This is a genomic window from Mucilaginibacter sp. (assembly GCF_028288225.1).
Lineage (GTDB): Bacteria > Bacteroidota > Bacteroidia > Sphingobacteriales > Sphingobacteriaceae > Mucilaginibacter.
The window spans coordinates 152757-179032 of record NZ_JAQBOC010000003.1 but is presented as its reverse complement, the minus strand read 5'-3'; the positions used below and the strand labels follow the sequence as shown (position 1 = coordinate 179032).

Below are 26276 nucleotides of genomic sequence, written 5' to 3'. Positions count from 1 at the left end.
GTCATTGGTAGAATTGTCATTGGGTCATTGGTGGGATGTCATTAATTCATTGGTGAATGGTGATAGTATTTAATAAGTATCTCCATTTTCAAATCGGCACATCTTCAAATCATCGGCACATCTTCAAATCATCCGCACATCTGCACATCATCCTCTCATCCGCACATCCGAAATCCGCACATTAAATCACATAATCTGTCCACTTTTCATTGCTTTGGTTTGACGCAACAACATTTTCAATAAATGCCATGCCTCTTATACCATCTTCAATGCCGGGAAAATCAAGCCATTCCGGCTTGGGTTCTTCATTATTTAATTTCGCTTGTAATGATAATGCAAAATTGCGGTACAGGTTACCGAATGCTTCCAGGTATCCTTCTGGGTGACCACCCGGTGTACGTGTGTTATGTACAGCGTAGATTGATTCCCTGTCGCCATAATTACCACCTGCCCTTAAAGTTTGCGCAGGCTTGTCAGTCCATCTTAAAGTAAGGGTGTTTGGCTCTTGCTGGGCCCATTCAAGGCTGCCATTTTCACCATAAACACGAATTTTCAGTGCGTTTTCTTCCCCGGCTGCAATTTGCGATGCAGTTAGCACGCCGGTAGCATTATCTTCAAAACGCAGTAAAATAGCCCCATCATCATCCAGCATCCTGCCTTCAACAACTACATTTAATGAAGCGTTCATCTGGATTATTTTTAATCCTGAAATGTATTCGGCCAGGTGTGCAGCGTGCGTTCCAATATCGCCCATGCAACCGCTTTTACCTGATTTTGAAGGGTCTGTACGCCAGGCGGCCTGTGCATTGCCTTCCCTTTCAGAAAGTTTGCTCAGCCAGCCCTGGATATATTCAACATAAATTTTTCTGACTTTACCTAAAGAGCCCCCTTTAACAATCTGTTTTGCTTCTTTAACCATTGGGTAGCCCGAATAGGTATGGGTAAGCAATAACATCAGGCCGGTTTCTTCCAGTTTTTCTCTCAACTGTTTAGCCTCATCCAGCGTAAATGTTATAGGTTTTTCTATAACTACATTAAAGCCGTTATCAAGCGCTAACATAGCCGGGGCAAAATGTGCAAAATTGGGTGTAACAATAGTTACAAAATCCATGCGTTTATCAGCAGGCATTTTACTTTCTGCACTGATCATTTCTTCGTAACTGGTATAGATCCTGTCTTCGGGTAAAAACAGGATATGGCCACTTTCAATAGCCACTTCTTTATGTACGCTTAAAGCACCGCATACCAGTTCAATTAAGCCGTCCATATTTGCGGCAATCCTGTGAATAGCACCTATAAATGCGTCTTTACCCCCGCCAATCATCCCCATGCGGAGTTTTCTATGAGCCATGTTGTTTAGTTAGTGATTTGTTGAATTAGTGATTTAGTGATTTGAAAATTTGAAGATAAGATGATTTGAAAATTTTCCAAAAAGAAAAAGAGATCTTTTAAATCACCTTTAACATTTCCAAATCTTCAAATCAACACATCATCAAATCATCCTAGGTCGCCCAGGCTTTATCGCCTTTTTTGTATGGTACGTTTCCGTCGTAATGTCCCGGAACAGCAATGTAGCGCAAGGCTTTGGTTGCACCAATTTCTGATGTAAAGTAACCCAATAAAGTTAGTTCCTTCATCATCCTGAAATAATGATTTTCTAATACAGGGCCTTTATAATCAGGATCGTTTCTGTGTTTATTTTTCTCCGCTTCAGCTTCAGCATTCTTTTTAGTATATTCTTTCTGTTCCTTATCCAGGTCAACAAGCAGGTCAGTGCGTTGCTGCGGATTAAGGGCCATAAACTTATTGCTGAATTTCTTCTGGCTTGCGTCGTTTAGTTTTGAAATACCTTCCAAAAATACTTTTTGATCATCAGGGGTATAGCAATCCTGTACCATTACAGCCATAAAATGGCCAACATTGGCAGCTTTTGCACCTGGTGAGCTTGTTGTTGGAAGAATAGTATCTGCCACTTCATTTAAAAAAGCAACATTATCCGCAACAAACAGGTCCTCAACTTTTCCGGCACCTGATTTACATCCCGAAATAAAGAATTCGGCACCTATTACAGCACCCCCCATCAACAGGGCAACTCTTCCTATGGCGTCTCTTCTATTCATTTTAATTAGTGATTTATTGAATTAGTGAATTAGTGAGTTGTTTTAATGGGTGAATTGGCGAATTAGAAATTTTTATTCCATCACTAATTCACTAATTCACTAATTCACCCATTCATAATTAAATACTCCAGCCTTCGCGGTACTGGCGTTTAACATATTGGTTAACAGCATCAAAATTTGTAACCTTCATGGCATTGTTATCCCAAACCAGTTTTATCCTTCCGCCCTGAAGCTCATGACCGCGTACAGCAAGGTTAGCCATTAACAGTGCTTCGGTAAGCGGGCCAGCCTTATCAAACGATGAGCTTAGCTCGGTTTTACCATAGCCTGCGATACAACCTTCAACCCACTGGCCATAGTGTCCATTAGCACCACCCGGTACCCTTGCCCATTTTTGAGGGGCCTTTGCATCTTTGGTAAGTGCGGTTGGCAGTAGTGTAGCTGCATCAGAGTACGTACTGGCATACATTTTTCCTTTTGTACCTATAAACAGCGTACCATTTCCCTGCTCTCCGCCAAAGTTTTCACTTGGCAATAATTCGTCAGGCCTTTCAGGCTGAATGCCGCCGTCCATCCAGTGCAGGGTAACATCACCTTGTGTTTTATCGGTTTTAGGGAACGTTAACGTAATATGGCTCGATGGAGGGCAGCTTTCAGGGAAATGCCCTTCTTTAAACTCATCAACATAAACGCTGCCTACGCTTGCCTGTACATCCTTGGCATATTGGATTCCTAATACCCTGAAAGGGGCTTCAACAAGGTGGCAGCCCATATCGCCAAGGGCTCCGGTGCCATAATCCCACCAGCCGCGCCAGTTGAATGGTACTAATTTATCAACGTAATCTTTTTTAGGCGCTGTTCCCAGCCAAAGATCCCAATCCAATTCTTTCGGGATATTGGGCTGTGGCGGCGGCCATGCAATACCCTGCGGCCAAACAGGTCGGTTTGTCCAGCAGTAAACGGTATGCACATCACCTATCAGGCCGGCATCATACCACTCAGACATCTGGCGGGTACCATCATTTGATGCACCCTGGTTACCCATTTGGGTAACTACCTTATATTTTTTCGCGGCATCCGTTAACATACGGGCTTCCCAAATATCGTGGGTTAAAGGTTTTTGTACATAAACGTGCTTGCCTAACGACATTGCATGGTAAGCTATAATGGCGTGGTTATGATCGGGAGTTGAAACAGAAACCGCATCAAAATGCTTGGAATCCTTTTCAAGCAATTCGCGCCAATCTTTATAGTATTTTGCCTTTGGAAAATCTGCCCGTGATTTAGCTGATCTTCTGTCGTCCACATCGCACAAAAAAGCTATCTCGGCTTTACCGCTTTTATAAAAATTGGCAATATCGCTCTGGCCCTTACCACCAGCGCCTATGCCGGCAATAAGCAATTTATCACTTGGCGCTGTATAGCCTTTTCCGCCTAATACAAAGCGGGGCACTATCATAAAGCTTGCAGCAGCTATGGTACCGGTTTTCAGAAACTCTCTCCTGGTGGGGTTTGTTTTTTGTTCCGTTTGTTTTTCTTCAGCCATTGTTTTTAGTTTTATTGTTTTTTTTTATAGGTTTTAGATGTTGTTCTTTTTCAATTCTTCAACTGCATAGTTAGCAGCGCGGGCGGTCATTGCCATGTAAGTAAGCGACGGATTTTGACAGGCTGATGAAGCCATTGCAGCACCATCAGTAACAAACACATTCTTAGCATCCCATACCTGGTTCCATTCATTCAATACCGAAGTTTTAGGATCACGACCCATCCGGGCAGTTCCCATTTCATGGATCCCTCTGCCCAAAACACCATTGCTGGTAAACGTATGAACATTTTTCACACCAGCGGCTTCAAGCATTTCTTTAGCATCGTTAGCCATATCAACGCGCATCTTCTTTTCGTTATCTTTAACCTCAACATCAAATGACAGGATATTTAATCCCCATTTGTCTTTTTTAGTTTTATCAAGTGTGATCTTGTTTTCGTGATATGGCAATGTTTCACCAAAACCACCTATACCCATGCTCCAGGCACCTGGTTCGGTTAATGCATCCTTAAATGCACCGCCAATATTCATTTCGGCAATATCCCTGCTCCAGTTTTCACGACCTGCACTACCCTGATAGCCAAAGCCGCGAATGTAATCGCGTTTTTCGCCATTCAGGTTCCTGTAACGCGGAATATAGATGCCGTTAGCCCTGCGGCCAAAGTAATATTTATCCTCATAACCTTCAACAGTACCTGATGCGCCCACACCCAGGTGATGATCCATTACGTTATGACCTAACTCGCCGCTGCTGCTTCCTAAACCATCTGGCCAGATATCAGTTGCTGAATTCATCAGGACCCACGCACTATTTAAAGTAGATGCATTAAGGAAAATAACCTTTGCAAAGTATTCGTAAGTTTGATTTGTTTCCGCATCAAGCACCTCAACCCCTTTTGCCTTTTTGGTGTCCTTATCATAAAGGATCTTGGTTACAATTGACCATGGACGAACGGTTAAGTTTTTAGTGGCCATAGCAGCAGGCAAAGTAGATGATTGGGTACTGAAATATGCACCAAACGGACATCCTAACCAGCATTTATTGCGATATTGACAATTTGTACGTGCTTGCAATGGCTGGGTGATATTTGCCGTACGGCCTATAACCATTGCACGCTGATTTTTATAATGTTCCATTAAGCGTTTAGAAACATCCTTCTCCACAACATTCATTTCCATTGGCGGCATAAAATCGCCATCAGGAAGGATAGCAAGGTGATCTTTATTACCTGAGATGCCTGCAAATTGCTCAACATAGCTATACCATGGAGCAAGATCTTTATAACGGATAGGCCAGTCGACACCTATACCGTCTTTGGCATTGGCTTCAAAATCGAGATCGGCCCAGCGGTATGATTGCCGGCCCCACATTAATGATCGCCCGCCAACATGGTATCCCCTGAACCAATCAAAACGCTTAACCTCAGTATAAGGGCTGTCTTTATCGCTTGCCCAATAGTCGAGATTAGTTTCATTTAATGGGTAATCACGCTTAAGAACGGGATAGTCCTTAACCATTTGTTGCGTACGGCCGCCCCTGTGAGGAAACTCCCAGGGATCTTTATTAGCGTTCACGTAATCTTTAATGTGCTCAATGTTCCGGCCACGCTCCAGCATGATGGTTTTTAAACCCTTTTCGGTTAGCTCTTTAGCAGCCCATCCGCCCGAGATCCCTGAACCAATGACAATGGCGTCATAAGTATTTGCAGACATATATTAATAAATAAAGGTTAATAAATTTTATAAATTGGTTAATTGTTAAATGTATGAACAAAAAATTATTGAACAAATATTCCATTGTGTTTTTTTAACACAATAATGGGTTTACAGCGTAATAAAGGCGATTTTAGGTAAATTTGTATAAATGTTTTTTACCCGTAAACTACCAATTGTCTTATATTTCACCCTTTTTCATTGCACTTACCGCATAATCGGCTGCACGGGCTGTTATAGCCATGTAAGTTAGTGATGGGTTTTGGCATGATGTTGATGTCATGCAGGCGCCATCGGTAACAAAAACATTTTTACAGGCATGCACCTGGTTCCATTTATTCAGGACTGACGTTTTAGGGTCATTTCCCATGCGGGCGCCTCCCATTTCGTGGATATCTAATCCTGGTGCGCGGTGGTCTGTTGACGGGCGGATATTTTTAAAACCGGCTGATGTAAGCATCTCCGTAAGCTGCTCTATAAAATCCTTCTTCATCTTCTCGTCATTATCATCATAATCAACCGAAACATTTAACAACGGCACACCCCAGTCGTCTTTCAATTTTGCATCAAGACTTACATGGTTGGTATCCTTCGGTATAGTTTCGCCCATAAATTGTGCGCCAACATGCCAGGGGCTAAGGTCACCTTTTACCAGGCCCTCTTTCAGGCTTGCGCCAACACCTTCATATTTATGCTGCTGGTACCTGTAGCCGCCAAATGTGCAGGCATAGCCACGCAGAAAGTCAGTTTCCTGTTTATAAACGTTCCTGAAACGGGGAATATAACCACTGGTTGGCGAGCGGCCGTCAACTGTCCATTCTTTCAGTCCATCATATTCGGCACCAATATTGGCAGAATAATTATGGAACGCAACATACTTGCCCAAAATGCCGCTATCATTACCAAAACCATTAGGAAAACGGCTTGAAGTGGAGTTTAGCAACAGGAGGTTTGTATTTAAAGCTGCAGCGTTTACAAAAATTACGCGTGCATAGTATTCGATAGTTTCTTTTGTATTTGTATCAACAATCCGTACGCCTGTAGCCTTACCCTTTTTTTCATCATAAATGATAGATTGCACTACCGAAAACGGGCGTAAAGTCATATTACCCGACTTTTGTGCCCAGGGGATAGTTGAAGCATTACTGCTGAAATAACCACCGAACGGACAGCCACGCTGGCAAAGGTCGCGGTTTTGGCATTGGGTGCGCCCCTGGTCAATATGAATCTGATTAGGTTTTGACAGATGTGCGCAACGGGCGCTTATTACATGCCTGTTTTTATAATTTGCTTTAACATGGTCGCTAAAATATTGCTCCACATCATTTAACGGGAAGCCCGGTAAAAATTCACCATCCGGTAATTCGGGAATTCCATCTTTATTTCCTGCTATGCCCGCAAATTTCTCAACATAGCTATACCATGGCGCTATATCTTTATATCTTATTGGCCAATCAACCGCAAAACCATCCCTGGCGGGGCCTTCAAAATCAAAATCGCTCCAGCGCTGGGTTTGCCTAGCCCATAATAATGATTTACCGCCCACCTGGTATCCGCGGATCCAGTCGAACGGCTTTTGCTGTACATAGGGATGCTCCTTATCCTTTACAAAAAAATGAGCCGAATCTTCACCAAAAGCATAACAGCGGCCAACTATAGGATTAGCTTCCATTACTACAGAGGGTAACTGGCCGTGATGCTCAAATTCCCACGGGTATTTATTAGTTGTAGGATAATCTTTTATATGTTTTACATCCCTGCCGCGCTCAAGCACTAAAGTTTTTAAGCCGTTGCCGGTTAGTTCTTTTGCTGCCCAGCCCCCGCTAATGCCCGATCCGATCACTATGGCATCAAAGGTGCGTTCTTTAACGCTATCAACATTTAAATTGGCCATAGTTATGCAGACTTAAGATTAAGTTTTTTAACCGGGTAGTGAACAGTGTATCTTCCGGGTACCAGTTCGTAAACAATTTGCTTGGTCATGAAGTATTGAGATGTTGTATAGCCGAATACGGTTTGCCCTTTTACACCCCAGTAAAAACCCATTATAGGATCCGGGCCTGCAGGTTTTGATGCTTTGGGCTTACGGCCACGTCCTTTGGGTGCATTACCCGCATTGGCATTTTTCTCTATATCGGTAAGTATAGCTTCACGTTGTTTAGCATCAAGGTCGCTAAAATCTTTGCCGTATTTAGCTTTAACCATACTGGTAAATGCTTTCATACCGGCAACGAACGCTTCCTGCCCTTTTTTGTCGTAACAATCATCAATCATTTTTAAAACAAATGCAGGCAGGTTCAGATCTTTTGCACCCGGTGTATTTGTTTTTGGGATGATAGTTTCAGCAATATCGGCAATAAGCTTTTGCTGCTCCGCATCAATATTTACATGCTTTAGCTGAACGTATGACGTTCCGTCCTGATGCACGCATGATGGCAACAATACTGCACCACCAATTATCAAAGCCAGATTTTTTATTACGGTACGCCTGTTCATTTATGCTTAAATTGGTTGAGCAGATAAATCATGTATAATTAACATTTATTAATCTAAAATGCAAATAACATTGATCAAAATTATAGGGTCTATTACACTGCGTATTTATAACGGTACTTTTCCTACCACCTTTTTAACTAAAAGTTTAAAAAGAAGCTGTAAGTTAAAATAATACTATTAATATCCCCACTTTTTCATGATTTGTAAGTCAATTTTTACACAATCAATCGGATCTTTGCCCTGGTATGATTCCTGTTCTATAATAAATTGGGAAGTTCCGCCCTTTTTCCTGGCTGCTTTTACAATATCTTTAACAGGCATTACTCCCTGCCCAAGGATGGTACTTTCATAACCATGCCCCATTTCGCCCTTATCTGTGCTTTTAATTTCATCTTTTACATGCATCAATTCAAACCTGCCGGGATATTTATTAATAATTTCAAGTGCGTCGCCTCCCGGCACGCCATACATATTGCCAATATCCAATTGCTGCAGCACCAGCGTGGGGTCAGTATTTTTAAGGATAAATTCAAATAAGTTGCCGTCCCCAACCTTTGTACTAAATTCAAAATCGTGATTATGATAGCCAAAACTCATTCCCTGGGTCTTACACAGTTCACCGCATTTGTTAAACTGTTCCATAAAACGTTTCAATCCATCCAGATCTGTACGCAGGCTTTCATCCAGCCAGGGGCTTATTACATATCTTTGGCCGACCTCAGCAGCATCATCAATGGTATACTTCCATTTATCTGTAAAACCTTTTTTGTCATTGTCCCAGTCTTGCGCCGTCATTACGGTATGGCCGCTCGGCATCTGCATATTAAGATCGTTTAATATTTTTTTAAACTCTTTGGCTGTGTATCCATAAAACTTACGGTTTATATAATTGGCGTGCTCAACGTGCCTGATCTCGCCTTCGCTAAGTTTTTTTAGCGTACCCATCGGGTCTTTCCCCATTGCATCCCTTACACTATAAAGCTGCACCCCTACCCTTACCAGTTTTTTGGGTTCAGCTAATAAAGCATCGGGTAACAATGCTGCACCGGCAACAACCAGTGCGCTGTTTTTTATAAAATCTCTGCGTGATGAATTCATTTTTTTTAGGTTTTTAATTAGTTGCGGTTGGAAATACAGGAAATAATAAATTGGTATTACTTACAAATGCTAAGTGCTTACTATCAGGAGACCATGATGGGGTATTGATGGTTCCCTGCCCTCCATAAAGGTAGGCAATAACTTTAGACGGGCCTCCGCCTACTGGCATTACCCTAAGGTAAACATGTTTGTAAAAGGGATGATCGCCAGGGGCTACCTCGCTTTTAAGGAAGGTAATATATTCTATCCATTTTCCATCAGGCGAAACATGAGGGAACCAGTTGTTATAATCATCGTTTGTTAATTGGGTCTGCTCGCTCCCGTCGGCCTTCATGCGCCATACCTGCATTAAGCCGCTGCGCACAGAGTTAAAGTAAATATACTTCCCATCCGGTGAGTATTCCGGGCCATCGTCCAAACCGGGAGAATTTGTTAATCGTTCTTCGGCACCACCGGCAGAAGGAATGCGGTAAACGTCATATTCCTTATTTCTTGATCCGCAAAAAACAATATACTTTCCATCTGGCGACCAGCCATGCATGTATGATGGACCGATTTCATTCACCCTGCGCGGCTCCCCACCTTTCGTTGAAACAACCCAACCAATAGAGTTACCCGTTTTGTCGGCGCTGCTGATGGCCAGCCATTTTCCATCAAATGATAATACGTGATCGTTATTGTTATTTTTTGCTGTTCCGGTATTAAATACAGTTGGTGTATTTGTTTTCAGATCGAATGTATAAAGCAAACCCTCGCTATTGTAAAGTAAATTCTTCCCATCAAGCATCCAATTTGGCGCCTGTAATGATTTTGGCGACTGGTAAACAATCCGACTGTTTTGTGTTTCAAGATCAAGGATCTCTATATCGCTTCCCAGGTATTGCTTGTAGGCTACAAGACTGGCTGGTGCAGGCACAACTATCCTTGTATTATTAAATGTTGCCTTTTCAGTAACATTTGCATTGTGCGAGCAAATAAATATGCCAACATATACATCGTCCCCCAAATCAATATCACTTACCTCTTCCTCAATAAAAAGATCACCCTTTCGTGCTACTGACATAATATATTTACTGCCATGCCTTTCAAGTTGGATAACGTCGGCATGAGTAATAGTTGATTTTTTCTCCTCGGTTTCGCCGCCAACTGTTTTACGGAATTGTAATGAAGTTAACCCATCGCCATGCACAACTGCGTTTACATGTTTTGAATTTGAGTCTAACGAGGTGCGCACCATCAACCCGATCTTACGGTGGTCTTCAACACCTTTACCAATAAAAGCTGCATTGGTACGTAATATAAAATCGCCTTTTATACGTTTCCACACAAAATGAAAGCCATCAGCTTTAGCCCATATATTGGTGCCGGAGCCTGATAAACCGTATACCTGCAGCTTAGGATCATAGGTGCCGCTGCCTTTGTGTTTCACAATCCCAACATCACTTTGATCATCAAAAATACCTAAACCTGTACTTTGAGCATGTGCCTGCTGATGAAAAAAAGCCGAGACTGCAAGGGAAAGAAAAAAATAAAATATTTTTTGTTTCATTTTAAATTTAGTGTTTAACGATTAGTAATTGGTTTACTAAGTTAAAAATCCATTTGTAAATGGTATAATACTTTTTAACATTAATCCATTTTTCCTATAAAATCAAATAATATTGTTACACACTATGCTATAAAACAACAAAAGCCCCTCATTTTGGGGCTTTTGTTGTTTTACGTAAATCTTTAAATTATGAGTTGCACTATTCTGTCACCAGCACACTCTCTTCAGACGTTACAAAATCTTTTTCATTATCAACAATCACTTTATCAACAATCACTTTGCAATGATCAGCATAAAACTCTTTTTTTGAATCGCGATAAGAACTAACAGCCCCAATAAGGCTTAAAAGTTTAATATAATAAAATGCAAGATCAACCTGGTAGGGTTTAAAACCTGAACGGGCACTTTTAGGATATAAATGGTGATTGTTATGCCATTCGCCGGCAACAAAGCCCGGCCAAATCTGGTTTATCGACATATCATTACGATTATAATCTACACCATCCCTGCGTTTGTCCTCGCCCTTGCCATGCCCTTCGTAATTAAATGTACGCACCCCAACGGCCCAAAAGCCTGCAGCTCCAAAAACAGCACAGGCCAAAGCCGGGCCGCCTATTAAATAGAAAGCGGTAAACCAAAAACCCCAGTTTAATATTATACCAATAATGGTCCGTAAAGGGCTTACCAACGTGCCCCATTTTTTATACTGTGTATAGGTGTTGGTGGTAACACCTGTGTGCTGCATTAAATTAACACACTTTGCATAATCCTTTTCATTCATATTACGGTTTATTGGCTGATGATTTACATCGGCCAGGAAACAGTAGAGAAAGCCGCCCTGGGCATTATATGGATCACCCGGTTGATCAGACAGTGCATGGTGTACGTGATGTGAAACCGCATAAATCTCTTCGGGAATTATTTTCAGGGTAAGGTTTTGAGTAAAAAACCGCCAGAATTTATTGCTGAATTTATAAGCTCCGTGAGTGCAATACCTGTGATGCCATATTGTACCATGTGTGCCCATGATTATCATACTGTAAACAAAGGCAACTATTAGTCCGGTTATTGAAAAATATTTAAATATGAACAAGCCTAAAAAGGGCGTCAAAAACACTATCAGCATCCAACTTAGGAAAGACAGCCAATTTTTTTTGCATTTAAACACGTTCAGCCTCGAAAAAAATTCTTTTACTATTTGACCCTGGGTAGGTTTTACAAGGTCGCCAAATTCATCTTTCCACCCGTACGCCGGTGGTTCTAGCACTGTGTTTAAAAAAGCCATTAGTTAATTAGGGAAAGAATTTAATTTATAATTATATATATAGTAAGAACACCGTAAAGTAGTTATTATTTCATTAACCAAAGTAATTAAAACACAATCACAATGAATAATTAACATTTAGTCATTCTGTGATTGTCATGGTAATGTCTGCATAAATGGCCTTTCGGAACTGCAGAGCAGGATTTGAAGGGTTAAAAAACATGTAACCGGAACGAAAAAAACCAGCAAAAAAATTGGAATTACTTTATGATTATTAAACATAAGCTTTCAACCTCCCTGGCATTATACGATTGTAGCTATCGAAAAGTTGTAACTATTGGAGATATTGAAAGAGTTAAAGTTGTTGTAAAGATTTCAGATTGCAGGAAACAGGGCTTTTACTCTGAAAATACTCAATTACTAATTCACTAAATCGATAATTTAAAATTCATTAGCTGCAACATTTGCATGACACTGGGCCAATAATGCAACATTTGTATGACAGGAGAATAACTATTAAACCATAGGCTTATCTTCATAGTCGATGCAGTTAATAAATGCTTTTGATATGAAAACACCCCTATTTTCGTTTCTTTTTTTATGCCTGCTTTGCACTGCAGCCTTTGCCCAGCAATCATCCAAACCACCATCACGAGAGGTGTTCGGGACTATTGTTGACAGCACAGGAACTGTGCCTGCTGTTAATGTTAAGCTTACATCAGTTAATGACAGTGTTACTGTAACCACTAATTTAAAAGGCATTTATGATTTCCCGATAGTTACTTCAAAAAACTTTAAAATAACAGTCACCGGCATTGGCTATGAGCCTTTTACACGCCGTTACGTTATGGACAATGGCACAAAACCAATTAAGCTTGACCCCATTAAGCTAAAAGTACAAACTAATATGCTTAATATGGTTACAGTAAATGCTGTAATACCAATAACTATTAAAGAGGACACTATTGAATATAAGGCAAGCGCTTACAAAGTACGGGAAGGGTCACCGGTGGAAGACCTGCTGAAAAAGCTTCCGGGGGTTAGTGTTGATGCTAACGGCAATGTTACGGCACATGGCAAGCAGGTAACAAAGGTAAGGGTTGATGGAAAGGATTATTTTACCGGTGATGTACAAACAGCTACACAAAACCTGCCTGCAGATATAGTTGAAAGCATCCAGGTTATTGACGACTATGGCGATCAGGCAAATTTAACAGGTATTAAAACCGGCGATCCGGATAAAATTTTAAACATCACCATACAAAAAGGCAAAAAGAAGGGCCAGTTTGGGCAAGGTACCATAGGCGCCGGGAATGACGGGCGTTACCAGACCAAGCTATCTGCTAATGAATTTAATAATGACCAGCAAATATCATTACTTGGAACAGTTAATAATAACAACACTAATGCATTTAACCTGAACCAGGCAGGAGGAAGCGGCGGAAGATCGGGGCGTTCTGGTGGAGGAGGTGGCAGCGGCGGAAGTGGGGTTAGTACGGCTAATGGTATAACAGATAATAAATCATTGGGGCTAAACTACCGGGATGCCTGGGGTAAAAAAATAACCGTTTACGGAAGCTATAGCTATGCAGATAAAAACACCAAAACAACCAGTACGTCGCTGCAGCAGGATGTTTTTCAATCGGGCTCGCTAATAAATAATGATAACACTACCGATCAGAACCACAGCATCAATCATCGTTTTGATTTTAATATGGAGTATAAGCCAGATACTTTAAACTATTTAAAATTCAATCCCAATTTTTCATACGGCACATCAAATGATAACAATACCGATATATTCAATAATATGCGGAACGGAGCAACAGTTAACGGTACCGAGTATTCATTAACCAATTCATCAGCACCCAGCGGCGGCGCTTCTATTCTTTTCAATCATAAGTTTAAGAAAAAGGGGCGTAATTTTAGTATAAATGCCAGTTACACCTATACCAATAACGGCCAGGATTTTAATGATAAATACACTACTGTTCAGGATAGTATAGTAGACGCTTTATACCAGCAAATAAATACCAACAGCAATTCAAACAGGTTTAACGTTCACCTTTCTTATCTTGAACCACTGGGTAAAACCACCTATCTTGAAGCTAACTATACCTACAGCTATACCAATACCGATAATAACCGGTATAACTACCGGATAGATCCGCAAACCGGCGCACAAACTTATGTTGATTCATTGAGCACCCTATATAATTATCAGTTTATTACCAATCGCTTTGGCGTTAATCTGCGGGGTGTAAAGGCTAAATATAACTATACGGTGGGGATCTCTGCACAACCGGCAACGTTAACCGGCGAATCACACGATTTTCATACATCAACCAATACCTTTAATTTTGTGCCGACAGCAAGGTTTGTTTATAATTTTGAAAGAAACCATTCGCTTACTATTAATTATAGCGGTAACAGCAGTCAGCCAAGTTTTTCACAGTTGCAGATCCAGCCTGACTATTCGAACCCGCAAAATGTAGTTTATGGAAATCCTGATCTGAAGCCATCCTTCAGCAATAGTATTAATTTAAGGTATAACCAGTTCGATATAGCCAGCGGAAATTCATTATTCACCAATCTGAGCTTTAACACCATTGAAGATCAAATTGTTGCTAACACTGCGCCGGTAGTTTCAAATACAGCAACCGGTGGCACGGGTGGCACCATTTCAACAAGTACCAAACAAGAAACCCATTATTTAAACACCAATGGCTATTACTCCATGAATGGTAATTATGCCTTTTCAAAACCTTTTGATAACCGCAAATTCACAGTAACGCTAAACGGAGGCGCCTCTTATAACAACAACATATCATACATTGAAGATCAGCGGAACCTCGGTAAAAACTGGGTTTTAAACCAGGGTGCAAAACTGCGGGTTGATATTGACAGTGTGATGGATACCGAAATAAGCGGCAATTACAGCATTAATAACACCAAATACAGCCTGCCATCGTCAATAAATACCAATGCCAAAACATGGACAGTTGGCTTAGACGGACGTAACTATTTTTTTTATAACTGGATATTAGGTTATAACCTTACCCAAACTATAAACCAGGGTTTCAGCAGTACGGTAAAAGCCAATCCCACCCTTTTAAGCTCATATGTTGAATACCAGTTTTTGAAAAAGAACATTGCCTCGTTCCGTTTCCAGGCGTTCGACCTTTTTAATGAAAACACTGGGGTGAGCCGTACGGTAAGCGGCAACCAGATAATTGATACCCGTACAAACCGGCTTGGCAGGTATTTTATGCTGTCGTTTACCCTGCGCCTGCAAAAATTTGCCGGTTCGCAAAAGGGAGGCCGTGGCGGTGGCGGCCGCAGAGGCGGAGGCTTTGGTGGCGGCGGCGGAAGAGGTAATGGATAAGCTTCTTCATTTTATTTTTTGAATTTAATTTCACATGTTTTATATTGGCTGAAACCAATTGATGTGAAATACTGCTCATTTTTAATTATAAGCCTGTTATATATAAGTAATTGTTTTGCCCAGGATACTGTCGACAAAAAAAACTGGCTATCCAATTCGGTTATTGAACGGTATAAGGTACTTAAAACCGATGAAAAAACAAGGGTTGGAGCTTACAAGGCATTTTATAAACGCAGGACATTAATAGCCCGGGGCGATTATAATAAAGGTGAAAGAGTCGGGATCTGGACCTTTTATGACGAAGAAGGCAAACTGAATGAGAAATACGATTTTGATAAAAACGAGTTTCTATATGAGGCGCCATTAGACACATCGACAGATATTCAATTCAAGTTTGATGGCAACATAACACCAACCGACAGACTTACCAGGCCGCTTAAAATTGGGGGTACATATTATGGACTTATCCCCTATATAAATATATTTAAAGTGCCATTTGATACCTACGGTATTAATATGGATTATTTTGACGCAGTGGTTGAGCTATTGATAAGTCCGGGCGGAAGGCTGGCCGATTATAAGGTTCATTTATTTTCAAAAGCATACCAGTATACCCAAACAATTAACCTTTCAGTCGGCTTATTTAGTGAAAGCGATAAACAATTTATCCCCGCAACCCTAAATCGCCAGCCTATATTGGCCCGGATCTTTATACGATGCTCGGTTAATGACGACGGGAGTTTGGATTTTTATTGAGTGGGTGTTTGTTTATGATTGATATATCATAGTTCATGGTAGCTGCAACCCGAGTCGGATAACAAAAACAAAGTGAACCGGATAGAAGTCACCAGCTGCATATTGAAAAAAATGTGATATCCTGTTAGTGGAGCGTTTGAAGGAAACGTCCTATCCGGATCGTAGAGACACAATACTTTGTGTCTCCAGCGTAAAAATAGTATTCAGAGACACAAAGTATTGTGTCTCTACAAGAATCTATAAACTTCTTTTTATGCCCATTTCCAACCCCCTCAACTCTGCCAAACCCTTCAATCTTCCGATTGCTGAATAGCCGGGGAAGGTGTTATACCTAAAATCGTCCAGCAGCTTATGGCCATGGTCGGGGCGCATAGGGATGGCTACATCTTCCCTCCCGCTATCGGCACGCCGCTTTTGTTCAAGGATCACGCTTTTCATAACCGCATACATATCTGAACTGCCGCCCAAATGGTTGGCTTCATAAAAGCTGCCGTCGGCTTCGCGCTGTACATTACGCAAATGCAGGAAATGGATATGTTTACCCAAGCGGTCAATTATCCCGGGCAGATCATTATCTGCTCTTGCCCCCAGTGAGCCGGTACAAAAAGTGAGCCCATTGCTATCAGATGGAGCTGCGTTTACAACAAACTCCAAATCAGCTTCTGTTGATATAACGCGAGGCAAACCAAAGATCGGGAATGGCGGATCATCAGGGTGGATGCACATTTTTATGCCGAGTTCTTCAGCCCAAGGGATTATTGCTCGTAAAAAATAAGCCAGGTTTTGTTTAAGTGTTGCAGCATCAACATCCTTATATTTTTCAAGGTGGCTTTTAAATTCATCAATTGTTAAAACTTTATCGGTGCCCGGCAAACCGGCCATCACATTTTTAACCAATGCTTTTTTGGCATCGTCATCAATACTATCTAAATAGTTTTTTGCTGCTTTTTGCTGATTCTCATTAAACTCATCAAATGCTGCTTCACGTTCAAGGATATAAAGATCAAACGCAGCCAGGGCCGGGGCATGAAAGCGTAAGGCTGATGCACCGTTTGGCAGGCGGTAATCAATATCGGTCCGGGTCCAGTCCAACACCGGCATAAAGTTATAGCACACAGTTTTAATGTTTGCTTTATACAGGTTTTTAAGCGTGGTTATATATTTCTCAATGTATTCATCACGCCGGGCCGAAGCTGTTTTTATGCTTTCGTGAATGTTTACACTTTCTACTACTGACCACGTAAGGCCGGCAGCAAGAATAATATTTTTACGTGTCTCTATCTCATCCAAACTCCACACCTCACCACTTGGGATGTGGTGAAGTGCATTTACCACCCCTGTTGCACCGGTTTGACTTATGGCTGTTAACGTAACAGGATCAGACGGACCATACCAGCGAAAAGTTTGTTCTAAATTACTGAACATTATATTTAATTATTTGCGATAAAAATAGGATTATCTTGGCGTACATGATCAAAAAATGAAGAAGATTTTACTGTTAACCTTTGGTGTCAACCCCTCTGCATGATTATTGGCTGCGAGCCAGAGGGATTGATTCATAAAAAAAAGCGATGAGTTTGGAACCCATCGCTTTTTTTACGAATTTTTGCTTCTTACCAGAAAACTGTATATAAGAACGTAAGAATAACAGCGATTACTATGGCTCCAATTGCGAAGCCTCTGTCCGTTTTAAACATTTTCACGTCTACTTCTAAACCGTTTGTCCGTAAGCCTTTAGCATTTTCAATCATTGATATGATATACATACCTACTATACAGATGACAAAAACAAAGCCCATCCTATCCAAAAAAGGAATTTCATATACACCATCGCCATTCAGTTTTGAAAAGCCAAATGGCTGTAAGAAGGAAAGGTTAGTCCAGTAGGGCAAAAACTTAAATACTATAGCGAACCCTAAACCGCCAATGGTGGCGAACAATGCAGCGTTTGAAGTTGCCTTTTTCCAGAAGAAACCTAAAATAAACATGGCAAAGATGCCTGGCGAAACAAAGCCTGTGTACTCCTGTATGTATTGGAAGCCCTGTTTTCCTTCGCCCATCAGCATATCTCCAATTACAAAAGATAGTAAAACGCCTAATACCATTGCAACCACTACAGCTATTTTACCTGTATTGACCATATTCTTCTCCGATGCCTTAGTATTTATCGCCTTTTTGTATATGTCTAATGTAAATATAGTAGCTATGCTATTAGCTTTACCTGCTAAAGATGCCACAATAGCTGCTGTCAGCGCTGCAAATGAAAGCCCTTTCAGGTAGTTCGGCAGCAAATTAAGAATCGATGGATAAGCTTTATTAACATCTAAAACACCTTTTGAACTTAACATTTCCTGGTGAAACATACCCTTCTGATAAAGCACATAAGCTGCTATCCCCGGCAATACAACAATCACCGGCATAAGCAACTTCAGGAAAGCTGCGAAAAGAATACCTGCCCGGGCTGTTTTAAGATCTGCACCAAGCGCCCTTTGTGTTATGTATTGATTACAACCCCAGTAATTTAAATTGGTGATCCACATACCGCCAATAAGTACCGAAAGGCCAGGCAAGTCGAGATAATTTGCATTATCCTTCTTAAAGATCATTTGGAAGTGATCACTGGCCTCTGTACGCAGCAATTTAAACCCATTCCAAAGACCTGTTGTGCCAGATTTTTCACTTATTAAATGAAGTGCGATATAAGTAGCTGCCAGCCCCCCCAATACAAGGAAAAACACTTGTATAACATCGGTATAGCCAATAACCTTCATACCGCCCAACGTGATAAATATTGAAAAAACGGCTAATAAAAAAATTACCAGTTTCAGATCTAATCCCGATATACCTGCTATTGCCACCCCGCCCAAATAAAGTATCGACATAAGGTTCACAACGATATACAACATCAGCCAGAATATAGCCATGATCATGGCTACTGTACCATTATACCGCTGGTGAAGAAACTGCGGCATAGTGGCTATTTTATTTTTAAGATAAACAGGTATAAAAAATATAGCTACAATAACCAATGTAGCAGCGGCCATCCACTCGTAGGTACTAATGGCCAGCCCCATCTTAAAACCCGAACCGCTCATCCCCACCATCTGCTCGGCCGAGATATTCGAAGCGATCAACGATGCACCTATCGCCCACCATGTTAATGAACCTTCAGCTAAAAAATAACCTTTGGAAGTACCATCACTTTTGTTTTTACGCTTGTAGACCCACCAGCCATAAAGAGATACGATTACAAAGTAGACAAGAAACACAGCGTAATCGCCATAAGAAAGGGTTTTCAAGTTCATTATTTAATTTAGTTAGGTTTAATATGTTGGTTTGACAATTATAAACTATAAATATCTATTTATCAAGTTTTCAAGATATTCTTGTTTACCACTGATGGTTTTTGGCGCGCCATTGTCAATTGCATATGCCCTAAGGTCTTCAAGAGATAATTTACCTTCTTCAAATTCTTTACCTTTTCCCGTATCAAATGAAGCATACCTGTCTTTTCTTAATTTTAAATATTCTGATTTTTGGAGGATATTATCAGCGGTTATCAAAGCTCTTGCAAAAACATCCATACCACCAATATGTGCGTAGAAAAGATCAGCAGGATCGGTTGAGTTACGGCGGATCTTGGCGTCAAAGTTGATGCCCCCGCCCTGGAAACCGCCTGCTTCCAGTATGATCATCATTATTTCGGTAACCTCGTTTATATCATTCGGGAATTGATCTGTATCCCAGCCGTTCTGGTTGTCGCCACGGTTAGCATCTATTGAGCCCAGCAAACCTGAATCTGCAGCTACCCGCAACTCATGCTGAAAAGTATGGCCGGCAAGCGTAGCGTGGTTAACTTCAAGGTTTAGTTTAAAATCGTTGAGCAGGTCATACTTCTGCAAAAAGCCCAGTACCGTTGCAGCATCATAATCATACTGGTGTTTGGTTGGCTCGCAGGGTTTTGGCTCAATAAAAAAAGTGCCTTTAAAACCTTGCTTACGGGCATAATCTTTGGCTGTATGTAAAAATTTTGCCAAGTGCTCCTGTTCGCGTTTCATATCGGTATTCAGCAAGGTCATGTAGCCTTCTCTCCCGCCCCAAAAAACATAATTCTCGCCGCCAAGGGCTATGGTTGCATCCAACGCCGCTTTTACCTGTGCAGCCGCATGACTAAGCACATGAAAATCAGGATTGGTAGCTGCACCATTCATATACCGGCGGTTACTGAACAAATTTGACGTTCCCCAAAGCAATTTCACACCGCTGGCAGCTTGTTTTTGTTTGGCGTACTCAACTAGTGCCTGTAACCGGCGGTCGTTCTCGTTAATATCATTGCCATAATCAACCACATCAACATCATGAAAACAATAATAATTCATTCCCATTTTGGTGATGAACTCAAATGCAGCGTCCATTTTATCTTTTGCTCTTTCAACCGCATCGGTCTTTTCGTTCCATGCGAATATATGCGTAGGCTCGCCAAAGGGATCGGCACCGTTGCCCACAAATGAATGCCAGTAAGCACAGGCAAAACGTAAATGGTCTTTCATCGTTTTACCTGCAACTACCTTATTTTCATCGTACCACCTGAATGCAAGCGGATTATCTGATTGCAGCCCTTCGTATTTTACCTGGCCTATTCCTTTAAAAAACTCTTTTTCGCCTGTTATAATGCTCATGATTTCACTGATTTTATTGATTGATTACACCGATTATTCCGGGATTACACCGATTTTTTATCGATTTCACCAATCTATTTGTTTATTAATTGTTTTTCAAGTAATGCTTTCCATTCCTGGTAGGCGGGTTCAAGTTGTTTGGTTGCTGGTTGTACCAATTGCACCGGGTGCATGTGTTCAAATGCCTGTTTAGGTGATGAAAAGATCTGTGCGCCTATCCCCGCACCTAATGCAGCGCCTACACTGCCATCATTTTTATAAAGCTCAACCGGTACACCTGTTATGTTTACAAAGCTTTCGGTAAATAATTCGCTTAAAAACAGGTTATTCTTTCCTGCCCGGATAATGGTTGGGTTCATCCCATTTTCGCGCATTATGTCAAGTCCGTAACGGAACGAAAAGGCGATGCCCTCCTGCACGGCCCTGATCACATGGGCCTGCGAATGAATATTCAAGTCGATATTATGAAAATGAGCACCGACTATTTTATTGTTCAGCATCCGTTCGGCGCCATTGCCAAAAGGCAATATACGCAAGCCCTCGCTGCCTAAAGGCGCTTCACTTGCTTTGGTATTCAGTTGCAAATAGCTTTCTGATGAACCAAAAGCTTGTTTAAGCCAGCGGTACATACTTCCCACTCCGTTTATACATAAAAGTACACCAAGTCGTTTTTGCTGTTCGGTATAATTTACGTGGGCAAATGTGTTTACCCGTGATTGCTTGTCGTAGCCCAGTTGGTCAGTAACCCCATATATTACACCGGAAGTCCCTGCCGTTGCGGCAACCTCACCGGGATCTAATACATTTAGTGAGAGGGCATTGTTAGGCTGATCGCCTGATTTATAAGTAATCGGGATGCCCGGTTTTAAATTTAGTTTTTGTGCGATAGAAGCCTGCAGGTTTCCATGTGGTGAAAACACTTCCTTAACTGTTGGAAACAAAGCCTCATCAAAGCCAAAGTATTCAATAATATCTTTTGATAAACTGTTGGTTTTAAAATCAAAAAACACCCCTTCGGACAAAGCCGATATGGATGTGGTGACTTCGCCGGTAAGCTTCATGGCAATAAAATCACCGGGGAGCATGGCTTTATCTATCTTATTATAGATCTCCGGTTCATTCTTTTTTACCCAGGCTAATTTGGATGCGGTAAAATTTCCCGGGGAGTTTAACAAATGCGAAAGGCATTGCTCCTGCCCTATTGCATCAAAAGCTTTATCGCCAATTTCAACGGCGCGGCTATCGCACCAGATAATGCTGTTGCGCAGCACCTTCTGATCTTTATCAACCAAAACCAAACCATGCATCTGGTATGCAATGCCTATCGCTGCAATATCTGCAGGGTCATAGGCCACCGTTTTATTACAAAGCTGGATAGCGTGTTGCGCATGTTCCCACCACAGATCAGGTGATTGTTCGGCCCAACCTGGCTGTAAGGCTATTATGGGCGATTCCTGATCAGGGTATTGGGCCGATGCCATTACTTTTTGCGATGCAGCATCAACAACAGAAACTTTTACAGAAGATGTACCTATATCAATCCCTAACAATAACATGATCTATTCTATATGCTTAGCCCGAAGATTGGACTGTTTATAATTTGTTTTAAAGCAACGAATTTAAATTAATTTTTTAATATGCAATCGATTGCAGAAAAATATTTCAGCATATTTACAAAAGTTATGAAGCAAAAGAAACGTGTTACTATTTATGATATAGCTGAAAGGCTTAATTTAACTGCATCCACAGTTTCAAGAGCCCTTAGTAATAATAGATATGTAAATGACGCTACAAGGGAGTTGGTTTTAAAAACCGCTGCCGAACTTAACTATAAAAGGAACACCCTTGCATCAAATTTAAGGAAGGGCCAAACTAAAACCATTGGCGTGGTAGTTCCACGCATTAATCAAAACTTTTTCGCGAATATTATTGCGGGGATTGAACACTCTACGTATCAAAAAGGTTATAATTTGATCATTTGCCAGTCTGATGAGTTGCATGAAAAAGAAATAAAATGTATTAATACGTTGATTAACCAACATGTTGATTGTATTGTGATCTCGGTTTCGGCAGATAGCTACAACTATGATCATTTACAAAATGTGATAGATCAGGGGATCCCATTGATCCAGTTTGACCGGGTAGCCGAAGAACTTGAGACTTTAAAGGTTATAAATGATAATGAACAGGCCTCATTTGAAGCCGTGTGCCATTTAATTGGGCAGGGATATAAAAAGATTGCTTTGCTGGAAGGGCCGCAAAACCTGAACATCTTCCGTCAGCGAAAAAACGGCTACCTTAAGGCGTTAAAAAAATTCAACATTCAGGTTAATGATACCTATGTAGTAGAAAATGCATGGACAAGGGAGTTAGGCGCTGCAGCTACAAAAAAACTACTAAGGCTTCCTGATGCACCTGATGCCATATTTGCCTCAACATCTGATTTTTCGGCATTAGGAGTGCTTGAAGTAGCTAATGACATGCGAATAAAAGTTCCATCACAATTAGGGATCTGCGGTTACTCCAACGAGGCATTCACAGAAATAACAAGTCCGTCAATAACCACTATTGACCAATTCAGCGTTGATATGGGCAAGGCTGTAGCGAATTTATATTTTGATGAGATGGAGAACGCAGAAGCATCGGTAATACCTAAAATTATCAGTATTAAACCAAAACTTATTGTGAGGGGATCGACTTCTAAGAAGGGATAATAGAAATGATTTTATGAGAAGTTCGTAGAGACGCGATGCATCGCGTCTAAAATCATGCATAAAAGAATTGCATTTCGGATACCGTCATTCGGTTAAGACGCGAAGCATCGCGTCTCTACGAAAGGCCAATAATATTTATCAAAAAAAGCAAAAATGCCCCGACAGATCAGGGCATTTTGCAATTAAATATTAGTGTGCGTGATGACCATCGGCGCCATGCGCGTGGCCATGTGATAATTCTTCGGGTGTTGCCGGGCGTACATTCAAAATATTTCCTTTAAAATGAAGTTCCTGCCCTGCCATTGGGTGGTTAAGGTCGACTATAACCGAATCTTCGGCAACAGATACTACCTGTCCCTGGAAATGGTTGCCATTGTTATCCTGCAAAGGAAGAATGCTGCCAATTTCAGGCGTTTCGGTTTCCTTAAACATTTCTAAAGGTAGTGTTGCTACGGCTTCTTCATCGTATTCGCCATAAGCATCTTCAGCTTTTAAACGGAAGTCATAAGTATCACCCGTTGAAAGGGCACTTAAGTTTTCTTCAAACCTTGGAAGCATTTGTCCTGCTCCATATAAAAAAGTAAGCGGTTGCTCTTCTGTTGCGCTTTCCTGCAATACTTCAGCACCGTCCTGGTCAACATACAGATCGTAAGTTAATGACACTACGTGTTGGGGGTTGATCTTCATTGTAAATGTGTTTTGGACCGGGATTCAGCAGATTTAACGGATTAAATCAGGATACTTCCGGTTTATTATGATGTTATTTTATTGATTACTTATTTTGAATCGGAATTTAGCAGATTTATCAAATTATACCTAAATTCTCCCGATTTATTTTAACTCTATTTTGTTTATTTATTTTCCAATTTGAATTTATCTCCTTAAATCCTTAAAATCCATTAATCCCGGTTCCGGTCAGTGCACTCTTTACGTCCGTGGCTGGCAACCCGCAGGTTTTGTCTTTACAAACAAATATTTGTGTTACGGCGCCAAACCTGTTCTGCAGCAAAGGTAAACTTCCTTTTTTACCACCCAACATAATTTTGTTCGGGATGTAATTATTCTCTATTTCTCTTCGCCTGCTTTCAAAATCCTCGCCGGTTATAGCAATTTCATAAATCCCAAATACTTCTTCCATCAATAACATTATCCAGTTTGAGTAGGAAGAACCATACCTGGCAAGGTGTGGTACAATGTTTCGCAACAATTGCGCCGAGATCTCCTGGTACAGTTGATTGTCAAATAACAGGCCAAGTTTTTTAAGGTTTCGCGCCATCACAGAGTTTGACGCAGGGATAACGCCATCCATAATTTCTGATTTGCGGGCTATTAACTGCTCATCATCATCGGCAGTGTAATAGAAAATGCCTTTTTCTGCATCGTAATAATATTTTATAGCCTGGTCGGCCAATTTTTGCGACAAGGTTAACCATTGTTCATCAAAGGTAACCTCATATAAGGCTATCAGCCCATCAATTACGTTGGCATAGTCATCAAGGAAAGCAACCTGGCTTTTATCTTCTGCTTTAAAGATCCGTGACAACCTGTCAGCCTTATTTATCAAATTATTTAAAATAAAGCCGGCATTTTTTAGGGCGAAATTAAGGTATTCCGGTTTGTTAAATGCACGGTACGCATCACACAGCCCTTTTAACATTAAGCCGTTCCACGATGCAAGAATTTTGTTATCCAGCCCCGGCCTTATGCGGTAGCTGCGGGCATTAAACACTTTTTGTTTTGATGGATTTATTTTACTGAGAAGCTCATCAACGGATAACCCTAATTTTTTAGCCAGTTCATCATCACTTTCTTTTCTGAACAACACATTTGAGCTTTCTTCTTCCCAATTGCCGTCTTCGGTTATATTATAATAAATGCAGAATATTTCAGCATCCTGCCCTAAGATCTCCTCAATTTCGATTTTTGTAAAAATATAGAATTTGCCTTCCTTACCATCGCTATCTGCATCCAGCGCCGAATAAAAGCCATAATCGGGCGACATTAATTCCCTTTGCGAAAATTCAATGATCTCGTTTACTATTTGCGTGTAAAGCGGATCAGGATTCCATACAAATGCTTCCGCATACAAGCTAATGAGTTGTGCATTATCATAAAGCATCTTTTCAAAATGTGGCACATGCCACCTGCCATCAACCGAATAACGTGCAAAGCCACCGCCTACATGATCATAGATCCCGCCGAAGGCCATTTTGTGCAGGGTTAGCTTCACAGCCTTAGCCACCTCATCATCCTGCATTAAATGAGCGTACCGCATCAGGCACTGCCAGTTATTTGGCATAGGGAATTTGGGCGATGAACCCATACCGCCTTCAGTTTTATCAAAATAGCTTTTCCAGCTTTTGATGATCGTTTCCAGGTCGGCTTTGGTATATTCTTTCTGTTCCTTTACAAAGGGTACTGATTCATATTGCTGGATGCCTTCTGTCAACCGCGTAGCATAGTCTTCAGCTTCTTCCGGCTTTTGTTTATAAAAATCGGCAAGGTTAAACAGCAGGCTTGTCCATTCGTTTTTGCGAAAATAGGTGCCGCCATAAATAGGCCGCTGATCGGGCAGGCAGATACAGTTTAAGGGCCAGCCTCCCCTGCCGCTCATTAATTGTATTGCGCTCATGTACACCTGGTCAACATCGGGGCGTTCTTCCCTGTCGACCTTAATACAAACAAAATATTGGTTCATTACCTCAGCCACACCTTCATCCTCAAAGCTTTCGTGCTCCATTACGTGGCACCAGTGGCAGGCGGAGTAGCCTATACTTACCAGGATCAGCTTGTTTTCGGCTTTGGCTTTTTGTAAAGCTTCCGGTCCCCAGGGGTACCAGTTAACCGGGTTATTAGCATGCTGCAGCAGGTATGGCGAAGTGGAATTGGCAAGATGATTCATAGCTGTTTTATTAGCCGCCTAAATTGCGAATATTAAATGCACTTAATTTAATAT

18 protein-coding genes are annotated in these 26276 nt (G+C 41.2%); 3 read left to right on the top strand and 15 right to left on the bottom strand.

All coding sequences use genetic code 11. The features are described 5' to 3' along the window. Positions 1-181 precede the first annotated feature (181 nt). The 9 genes from JWQ54_RS00935 to JWQ54_RS00895 all read right to left on the bottom strand — a co-directional run bounded on the left by JWQ54_RS00935 (position 182) and on the right by JWQ54_RS00895 (position 11807). On the bottom strand, positions 182-1351 hold the full coding sequence (locus tag JWQ54_RS00935; protein WP_299578905.1) for a Gfo/Idh/MocA family oxidoreductase: 1170 nt from the start codon (positions 1349-1351) through the stop codon (positions 182-184). 151 nt (positions 1352-1502) lie between these two features. After that, positions 1503-2120: a gluconate 2-dehydrogenase subunit 3 family protein gene (locus JWQ54_RS00930; protein ID WP_299578903.1), complete on the bottom strand. Its 618-nt coding sequence runs from the start codon at positions 2118-2120 to the stop codon at positions 1503-1505. A gap of 118 nt (positions 2121-2238) precedes the next feature. Beyond that, complete coding sequence (locus JWQ54_RS00925; RefSeq protein WP_299578901.1) at positions 2239-3666, bottom strand: Gfo/Idh/MocA family oxidoreductase; 1428 nt, start codon at positions 3664-3666, stop codon at positions 2239-2241. Between the two features lie 33 nt (positions 3667-3699). Then, complete coding sequence (locus JWQ54_RS00920; RefSeq protein WP_299578899.1) at positions 3700-5379, bottom strand: GMC family oxidoreductase; 1680 nt, start codon at positions 5377-5379, stop codon at positions 3700-3702. A gap of 181 nt (positions 5380-5560) precedes the next feature. Continuing rightward, on the bottom strand, positions 5561-7273 hold the full coding sequence (locus JWQ54_RS00915; RefSeq protein WP_299578897.1) for a GMC family oxidoreductase: 1713 nt from the start codon (positions 7271-7273) through the stop codon (positions 5561-5563). A gap of 2 nt (positions 7274-7275) precedes the next feature. After that, positions 7276-7875, bottom strand: a complete 600-nt coding sequence (locus JWQ54_RS00910) for a gluconate 2-dehydrogenase subunit 3 family protein (protein WP_299578895.1) — start codon at positions 7873-7875, stop codon at positions 7276-7278. 177 nt (positions 7876-8052) lie between these two features. Continuing rightward, positions 8053-8973, bottom strand: coding sequence for a TIM barrel protein (locus JWQ54_RS00905; RefSeq protein ID WP_299578893.1), 921 nt, complete (start codon positions 8971-8973; stop codon positions 8053-8055). 13 nt (positions 8974-8986) lie between these two features. Beyond that, positions 8987-10522 (bottom strand): hypothetical protein, encoded by a 1536-nt coding sequence (locus JWQ54_RS00900; RefSeq protein WP_299578891.1) that lies wholly within the window; start codon positions 10520-10522, stop codon positions 8987-8989. A 199-nt stretch (positions 10523-10721) separates the two neighbouring features. Further along, positions 10722-11807 carry a fatty acid desaturase gene (locus JWQ54_RS00895; RefSeq protein ID WP_299578889.1) on the bottom strand — a complete coding sequence of 362 codons (1086 nt, stop codon included), beginning with the start codon at positions 11805-11807 and terminating at the stop codon, positions 10722-10724. Positions 11808-12354: 547 nt separating this feature from the next. Between JWQ54_RS00895 and JWQ54_RS00890 the strand changes: the two genes are divergently transcribed. Both JWQ54_RS00890 and JWQ54_RS00885 read left to right on the top strand, forming a co-directional pair. Further along, on the top strand, positions 12355-15171 hold the full coding sequence (locus JWQ54_RS00890) for a TonB-dependent receptor (RefSeq protein ID WP_299578887.1): 2817 nt from the start codon (positions 12355-12357) through the stop codon (positions 15169-15171). Positions 15172-15234: 63 nt separating this feature from the next. Then, entirely contained in the window at positions 15235-15927 is a 693-nt protein-coding gene (locus JWQ54_RS00885) for a hypothetical protein (protein ID WP_299578885.1), read from the top strand. A 237-nt stretch (positions 15928-16164) separates the two neighbouring features. On the opposite strand, the gene uxuA is transcribed toward JWQ54_RS00885, so the two are convergent. The 4 genes from uxuA to JWQ54_RS00865 form a co-directional block, all read right to left on the bottom strand. Beyond that, entirely contained in the window at positions 16165-17352 is a 1188-nt protein-coding gene (uxuA, locus tag JWQ54_RS00880; protein WP_299578883.1) for a mannonate dehydratase, read from the bottom strand. Between the two features lie 188 nt (positions 17353-17540). Next, on the bottom strand, positions 17541-19232 hold the full coding sequence (locus tag JWQ54_RS00875) for a sodium/solute symporter (RefSeq protein ID WP_299578881.1): 1692 nt from the start codon (positions 19230-19232) through the stop codon (positions 17541-17543). Positions 19233-19277: 45 nt separating this feature from the next. Next, entirely contained in the window at positions 19278-20606 is a 1329-nt protein-coding gene (gene xylA / locus JWQ54_RS00870; RefSeq protein ID WP_299578879.1) for a xylose isomerase, read from the bottom strand. 74 nt (positions 20607-20680) lie between these two features. After that, positions 20681-22162, bottom strand: coding sequence for an FGGY family carbohydrate kinase (locus tag JWQ54_RS00865; RefSeq protein ID WP_299578877.1), 1482 nt, complete (start codon positions 22160-22162; stop codon positions 20681-20683). Between the two features lie 81 nt (positions 22163-22243). Here JWQ54_RS00865 and JWQ54_RS00860 point away from each other — a divergent pair, with 81 nt between their 5' ends. Then, a complete protein-coding gene (locus JWQ54_RS00860) occupies positions 22244-23320 on the top strand; it encodes a LacI family DNA-binding transcriptional regulator (RefSeq protein WP_299578876.1) in 1077 nt (358 codons plus the stop codon). A 189-nt stretch (positions 23321-23509) separates the two neighbouring features. On the opposite strand, the gene JWQ54_RS00855 is transcribed toward JWQ54_RS00860, so the two are convergent. Both JWQ54_RS00855 and JWQ54_RS00850 read right to left on the bottom strand, forming a co-directional pair. Beyond that, complete coding sequence (locus JWQ54_RS00855; protein ID WP_299578874.1) at positions 23510-24007, bottom strand: peptidylprolyl isomerase; 498 nt, start codon at positions 24005-24007, stop codon at positions 23510-23512. A 202-nt stretch (positions 24008-24209) separates the two neighbouring features. Further along, the gene (locus tag JWQ54_RS00850) at positions 24210-26222 is read right to left on the bottom strand and encodes a thioredoxin domain-containing protein (protein ID WP_299578872.1); all 2013 of its coding nucleotides are present in this window, start codon (positions 26220-26222) and stop codon (positions 24210-24212) included. Positions 26223-26276: the final 54 nt, after the last annotated feature.

Excerpts from the sequence above, each read along its gene's own strand:
- JWQ54_RS00905 (WP_299578893.1), bottom strand. The coding sequence starts at position 8,973 with ATGAATTCATCACGCAGAGATTTTATAAAAAACAGCGCACTGGTTGTT.
- JWQ54_RS00925 (WP_299578901.1), bottom strand. The coding sequence starts at position 3,666 with ATGGCTGAAGAAAAACAAACGGAACAAAAAACAAACCCCACCAGGAGA.
- JWQ54_RS00915 (WP_299578897.1), bottom strand. The coding sequence starts at position 7,273 with ATGGCCAATTTAAATGTTGATAGCGTTAAAGAACGCACCTTTGATGCC.
- JWQ54_RS00895 (WP_299578889.1), bottom strand. The coding sequence starts at position 11,807 with ATGGCTTTTTTAAACACAGTGCTAGAACCACCGGCGTACGGGTGGAAA.
- JWQ54_RS00865 (WP_299578877.1), bottom strand. The coding sequence starts at position 22,162 with ATGTTATTGTTAGGGATTGATATAGGTACATCTTCTGTAAAAGTTTCT.
- xylA (WP_299578879.1), bottom strand. The coding sequence starts at position 20,606 with ATGAGCATTATAACAGGCGAAAAAGAGTTTTTTAAAGGAATAGGCCAG.
- JWQ54_RS00910 (WP_299578895.1), bottom strand. The coding sequence starts at position 7,875 with ATGAACAGGCGTACCGTAATAAAAAATCTGGCTTTGATAATTGGTGGT.
- uxuA (WP_299578883.1), bottom strand. The coding sequence starts at position 17,352 with ATGTTCAGTAATTTAGAACAAACTTTTCGCTGGTATGGTCCGTCTGAT.
- JWQ54_RS00930 (WP_299578903.1), bottom strand. The coding sequence starts at position 2,120 with ATGAATAGAAGAGACGCCATAGGAAGAGTTGCCCTGTTGATGGGGGGT.
- JWQ54_RS00875 (WP_299578881.1), bottom strand. The coding sequence starts at position 19,232 with ATGAACTTGAAAACCCTTTCTTATGGCGATTACGCTGTGTTTCTTGTC.
- JWQ54_RS00850 (WP_299578872.1), bottom strand. The coding sequence starts at position 26,222 with ATGAATCATCTTGCCAATTCCACTTCGCCATACCTGCTGCAGCATGCT.
- JWQ54_RS00920 (WP_299578899.1), bottom strand. The coding sequence starts at position 5,379 with ATGTCTGCAAATACTTATGACGCCATTGTCATTGGTTCAGGGATCTCG.
- JWQ54_RS00855 (WP_299578874.1), bottom strand. The coding sequence starts at position 24,007 with ATGAAGATCAACCCCCAACACGTAGTGTCATTAACTTACGATCTGTAT.
- JWQ54_RS00890 (WP_299578887.1), top strand. The coding sequence starts at position 12,355 with ATGAAAACACCCCTATTTTCGTTTCTTTTTTTATGCCTGCTTTGCACT.
- JWQ54_RS00900 (WP_299578891.1), bottom strand. The coding sequence starts at position 10,522 with ATGAAACAAAAAATATTTTATTTTTTTCTTTCCCTTGCAGTCTCGGCT.
- JWQ54_RS00935 (WP_299578905.1), bottom strand. The coding sequence starts at position 1,351 with ATGGCTCATAGAAAACTCCGCATGGGGATGATTGGCGGGGGTAAAGAC.
- JWQ54_RS00860 (WP_299578876.1), top strand. The coding sequence starts at position 22,244 with ATGCAATCGATTGCAGAAAAATATTTCAGCATATTTACAAAAGTTATG.